This window comes from Nostoc sp. CHAB 5715, from assembly GCF_020829685.1.
In the GTDB taxonomy this organism is placed as follows: Bacteria; Cyanobacteriota; Cyanobacteriia; order Cyanobacteriales; family Nostocaceae; genus Nostoc.
Map to the genome: position 1 here is coordinate 1 of NZ_JAIVFR010000555.1, position 5094 is coordinate 5094.

Here is a 5094-nt window from a genome sequence, read left to right on the forward strand (position 1 = left end):
CCAATGCGCTGCAAAGTCATGCCGCCAGTCCCGGCAAATAACAGCGCATACCACCACTCTTCACCCCACTGTCCCGGCGAAACCCAGGCATCGGAGGTGAGAACTAAGGCGGAAATGATGCCAAAATAAAGGTGCCAATTCCTTCTGCTAAAGCTTCTCGCCAGCAATACGCCAGCGATTTTTGTAAATTTGATTTCATGCCTCTGGTAGGCACTGGGGCATCCTATATTTCAAGAAAAGTTGATGTATAGATATTATTTCAAAAAAAGTTGATATGTCAAGCAGTATTGTACAAAACAACCGTCTTGTAACTATATTGATACGTGAACCAGTTAGACAATTACCCAAGCATAGATAAACTTATCGCTAATCGCAGCAGGGACGCACCGATGAAATTACACCATTATGGTGAAAATCTGCCAAATATTCCTCTAAAACACTAAATTGGGGTAAATTCAAATCGAACAGGGAAGAATTAACTTATTTTGGGTAACAAGTCTGCTAATTTCTAACAAACTGATAGAGCAAACACCTAAACCATAAGGTCTTTCCCTATTTATTGCCTCACGGTGGGCAAGGGTCAACTTTGAATCATTATGATTCCACCAAACCCAAATATGAGTATCAAGAATGATCACAAATCATTTTCTTCAAAATTCTGATTCATTTCCCAATCATCAGGAGAAATAACGGGTTCATTCGGATCTGCCAAATAAGCGTAGGGTTGCATTTTTACAAGAGGATTAATGGCAAATTTGCCTTGATTCTCAGAAGAATAGCTAATTTGCCCAAACTTTTCTTGAATACTTTCTCTCAAAATAGAAGAAGCTAGTTCTTCAACAGACATTTCTTTTAAAGCAGCAGCTTTAATTAGAGATTCTTGAGTTTCTTGACTGATGTAAATATTAGTACCAATCATTTTTCACTCTATCTACTTTTTTCTATGATATCAAACATCATCTAATCAACTGACGAGATCGATGATCGCTTCTGAAGCAGAGACTACAACTTCAGGTTGATAGCGAATGCCAGCTTGCTTGAAGCGATGTAAAGCTTCACCCAAGCGATCGCAGTCAGCAATCAAACTGATCCTGACATAACCCTCACCTGCAACCCCAAAGGCATTACCTGGGGTAAGAACAACGCCAGTTTGCTGCAACACATTCAAGGCAAAGTCTGTGGAACCCATACCCACAGGACACTTCACCCAAAGATACATAGTCGCCTTGGTTTTGGGGATATCCCAACCTAACTCTCCTAACCCTTGAATCAGGAAATCGCGGCGGGTACGGTAGCGTTGTTGTACTTCATGCAAATACACATCTGGCAATTGCAAGGCGGTTTCGGCTGCTGTTTGTAATGCGGCAAAAATGCCGTAATCCAAGTTAGTTTTCAACGTCCGCAAACCTTGAATTACATGGCGATTACCCACCACAAACCCAACGCGCCAACCAGCCATATTATAGGTTTTAGATAAGGTGTGAAATTCTACACCAATTTCTTTCGCGCCGGGAATTTCTAACAAGCTAGTGGGTTGATAACCATCAAAAGCTAACTCGGCATAACACAAATCATGCACCAGCAAAATTTCATATTTGCGGGCGAAGGCGACGATTTCTTCAAAAAACTCGCGGGGTGCTGTGGCAGCAGTGGGATTACTGGGATAGTTGAAATAGAGAATTTTAGCAAGTCTTGCAACCTCGTCAGGAATTGCAGCTAAATCAATTAACCAGTCATTTTCTAGTTTGAGGATTAAGCTGTGAATTTTTCCGCCTGCGATCGCTGGCCCCCGAAAATGGGCGGGATAAGCTGGGGAAGGAACCAAAACTAAATCGCCAGGGTTAACGTAGGCGATCGCTAAATGGGTTAATCCTTCTTTAGAACCGAGTAGTGGCAAAGCTTCACTATCAGGATCGAGAACCACACCATAACGGCGATGATACCAGTTAGTAATCGCTCGGCGGAAACTACCAGTCCCCTCAAAAGGGGGATAACCGTGATTGGCGGAATCTTTTAAAGCGGCGATCGCAGCTTCTACAACTGGTGCTGGTGTTGCACCATCGGGGTTTCCCATACCCAAATCAATTAAATCTAACCCTTGTTCCCGCGCTTTAGCTTTTAGTTCATCTAAACGGGCAAATACATAGGGGGGTAGTTTTTGTATACGTTCTGCTGGGACAATCCAATTTAAACTCATGCTTCAACCTCGTCACTGATTCCCTTGGGCGAAACTCGATTCATATCTCTACTATCTATGGGTGCAGTGGTGGAAACCATTGCTGCCATCAACTGTTCTGGCGCGACTTTAAACGGTAGTCGATGGATGTCAGAATTAGGAACTAGGGCAATTTCGGCGGCTGTTTGCAATTCGCCTAATGTAATATTGCCCAATCCCAGATCACTTAATTTTTGGGGCAGTCCAATTTCTGTATAGAACTTTAACAACTGTTGCCGTGCCGATGCTGCTAATTGATTGCCTTGTAGCATTTCTTCTAAGCGCAGTTGCACCAAAATTCCAAAAGCAACTTTTTCGCCATGAATACTACCATGTCCTGAAATGTGCGTTAAACCATTATGCACGGCATGGGCCGCAACTGTGCGACACTGCGCTCCTCCAAGTCCGCCAACTACCCCAGCTAATAAAACAGTCGCATCTACGACTTCTCGCCAAACCTGACTACCTGGTTCTTTCAGGGCAGCGGCTGACTTTTGTAACAAGATATCTCGCAAAACTCGTGCTTGTTGGACTGCCGCAATAATTAAAGTGTCTTGCAAATGCCCACTGCTAACTGAGGCTTCATACCACTTAGCGATCGCATCACCAATTCCAGCTACTAAAGTCCGTTGTGGTGCAGTTTTAATCAAGTCATAATCAAGTATCAATAAATCCGGACAACGAGACAGCCCCACATCGTAAAGAAACGCCCCGTCTTCGGAATAAACATTCGACAAGGCACTCCAAGCTGCACACGTAGCCCCTGATGTCGGAATTGTCACCACTGGCAACTGTAACTGATGCGCGACTAATTTCGCGGTATCTAAGGCTTTACCACCACCAACACCGATAATCACATCAGCTTTATGTTCTTTTGCATTCTTCTGTAAAGATTTCAGGCTAGCTTCACAGCAATCTGCACTATAGGAAGCTTGGGCAGTATGTAACTGTTGCGTTTCTAAAACTGGGAGCAAATTTTTTCGGCTGATGGCGAGAGTAGACTCACCTGCCACAATTAAGGGACGACTTCCCAAACAGGCGATCTCTGCTGCGGCTGCTTGCAACACCCCAGAACCACGGATTACTTTTGCTGGGGCAACTGTGAGCGTAAATAATGAACTAGAGGTTTGAGTAGACAAAGAAGGTTGAGTAGAAATTTGATTAGACATATAATCTAGTTTGCCAAAACCTTGATATTTCTTAATTTAATAGACTGGTGACAAGGAATACTTGTTGCCAAACTGGTTTTTGGATGGCTCCAACCTTACACCCTGAATCTATAATGCCCATTAGCCTAAAATTCCGAACTATCAAAGTTTTGAATAACCGTATAATTAATTAACATTACCATTCTCAGATTCTCAAGAAAAGGGATTGAGAACTGAATAATCTGTCGATGGTCATTCCAGCTATGGATAGGTGCGTAGGGGCAAACATTTATTTGCTGCAAAGACTTGTTAAAATGTCAACAGTGGTAATTAGGATAACAACTGACAAATCACAACTGCCAGTACTCACTACCCGCACGCTAATTAACTTTTTCCCAAAGTGTAACCACTAAAAGTGTGAATATCTTAATCTAAAAATAACTATTAATGTATCGGTAAATACAAAATAAATTATGTCATCCTGATAACAGGTGAATTATTACCGAGGAGGGCAGGAGGCAAGGGGATGAGGGGGATGAGGGAGATGAGGGAGATGAGGGAGATGAGGGGGATGAGGAAGTATTTTCTTCCCCTGCTTTCCCTGCCCCCAGCAAGAACTGCCTCTTAAGCAGTAGGTTTTGGCAATTGGGCGAATTTTTCTGGGTAAATTTCGATTGCGATCGCAGAATTTTCACGAGAAACGAGCGATCGCTTGGCCTCACCCAAGTAAACTGGTACAGAAGTCCCTGGTTCCGGGTGGATAATGGTACGAGCGCGAACTATCAACTTGTCCTCTTGCCGTGTACCTGAGCGACCAGAAGAAAACAGATTACTAACTGCTTGACGTAAAGTTGCTTCTAATTGTGTGGGTGTAATTTGGGGTGATGTGGCAATCACCGCTTGTGTTGACCCATTGTCATAAACTAGAGTGTACCGGGCTGCTCCTGGAATCACAGTCCGACTCAAGGGGACTATCGAGAGTACAAATAAACCAGCCGTCAGCACCAGCATAAAGCCAGTCGTACCCACCAGCCGAAAGCGGATGCCCCATTTGAGAATAAAAGCCAAAAATGTTAAGGCAGCAAATAGCAAGGTAGCGATACCTGACCATTGGGTGTACTCAAGAAAGTCAGCTGTTGTGAGCATAAGGTTGGTTATGGATGCGTCTTTTTTTTCGTTACCGACACACCTATTTTACCGAGAGCTTACACCATAAGGGTTATCGTATTCTTTAATGCCAATCAGAATATTGAGTGCTATCGCAGTCATAATAAAGTTTAAACTTGGGTTTAGCCTAAGTTGAGCGGTGAAATGGAGCCAACCTCAGAACAATTGAAACAGTTATACCGAGTCTTGACTTGGCTAACGCGAATGTATCTCCCGGTTTACCTAGTTACCTTAGATGAGCGAACAAATAACATCGTAGTAATAGCAGGTGAAGAGACAGTTGTAGTAATTAATCCAGAAGCAGAGGTTGATTATGAATAAGCCTAACTTTAGAGAAATGACACGCAAGCAATTGCGAGATTATGTCTTACAAAATCGTAGCGATGCCGAAGCAATTCACGCCCTAGCATTACACGTTCAGTCTAATGGCAAACGTCTCAATTCAGTAGATGAACTACAACAAGTCATCCAAGAAAAACGTAACCAAGGCTTAGAGCCATAGCTAAAAAACAAATCATTACTCCGTTAGGGAGCAATGCGATTTTGTTAGGTTGTAGCGAATAA

8 protein-coding genes and 1 pseudogene are annotated in these 5094 nt (G+C 43.1%); 2 read left to right on the forward strand and 7 right to left on the reverse strand.

The window, feature by feature from the left end; translation table 11 throughout:
- The 7 genes and pseudogenes from LC574_RS25870 to LC574_RS25895 all read right to left on the reverse strand — a co-directional run.
- Window positions 1-125 (reverse strand): annotated as a pseudogene (locus LC574_RS25870) (Na+-transporting NADH:ubiquinone oxidoreductase, subunit NqrB); the annotation flags it as partial.
- Between the two features lie 330 nt (window positions 126-455).
- Window positions 456-638 carry a PIN domain-containing protein gene (locus LC574_RS39235; RefSeq protein WP_368736736.1) on the reverse strand — a complete coding sequence of 61 codons (183 nt, stop codon included), beginning with the start codon at window positions 636-638 and terminating at the stop codon, window positions 456-458.
- Window positions 635-919 (reverse strand): hypothetical protein, encoded by a 285-nt coding sequence (locus LC574_RS25875; protein ID WP_229456398.1) that lies wholly within the window; start codon window positions 917-919, stop codon window positions 635-637. The genes LC574_RS39235 and LC574_RS25875 overlap by 4 nt, the downstream gene beginning before the upstream one ends.
- 45 nt (window positions 920-964) lie before the next feature.
- A complete protein-coding gene (locus LC574_RS25880; protein WP_229456399.1) occupies window positions 965-2197 on the reverse strand; it encodes an aspartate aminotransferase in 1233 nt (410 codons plus the stop codon).
- Window positions 2194-3384 (reverse strand): iron-containing alcohol dehydrogenase family protein, encoded by a 1191-nt coding sequence (locus LC574_RS25885; RefSeq protein ID WP_229456400.1) that lies wholly within the window; start codon window positions 3382-3384, stop codon window positions 2194-2196. Before LC574_RS25885 ends, LC574_RS25880 begins: the two co-directional genes overlap by 4 nt.
- Window positions 3385-3839: 455 nt before the next feature.
- Entirely contained in the window at window positions 3840-3977 is a 138-nt protein-coding gene (locus tag LC574_RS25890; RefSeq protein WP_229456401.1) for a hypothetical protein, read from the reverse strand.
- Window positions 3978-3987: 10 nt separating this feature from the next.
- Window positions 3988-4509 carry a Ycf51 family protein gene (locus LC574_RS25895; RefSeq protein WP_229456402.1) on the reverse strand — a complete coding sequence of 174 codons (522 nt, stop codon included), beginning with the start codon at window positions 4507-4509 and terminating at the stop codon, window positions 3988-3990.
- A gap of 165 nt (window positions 4510-4674) precedes the next feature.
- Here LC574_RS25895 and LC574_RS25900 point away from each other — a divergent pair, with 165 nt between their 5' ends.
- Entirely contained in the window at window positions 4675-4851 is a 177-nt protein-coding gene (locus LC574_RS25900) for a hypothetical protein (protein ID WP_167407596.1), read from the forward strand.
- Window positions 4844-5032, forward strand: coding sequence for a hypothetical protein (locus LC574_RS25905; protein ID WP_229456403.1), 189 nt, complete (start codon window positions 4844-4846; stop codon window positions 5030-5032). Before LC574_RS25900 ends, LC574_RS25905 begins: the two co-directional genes overlap by 8 nt.
- The last annotated feature ends 62 nt before the right edge of the window (window positions 5033-5094 follow it).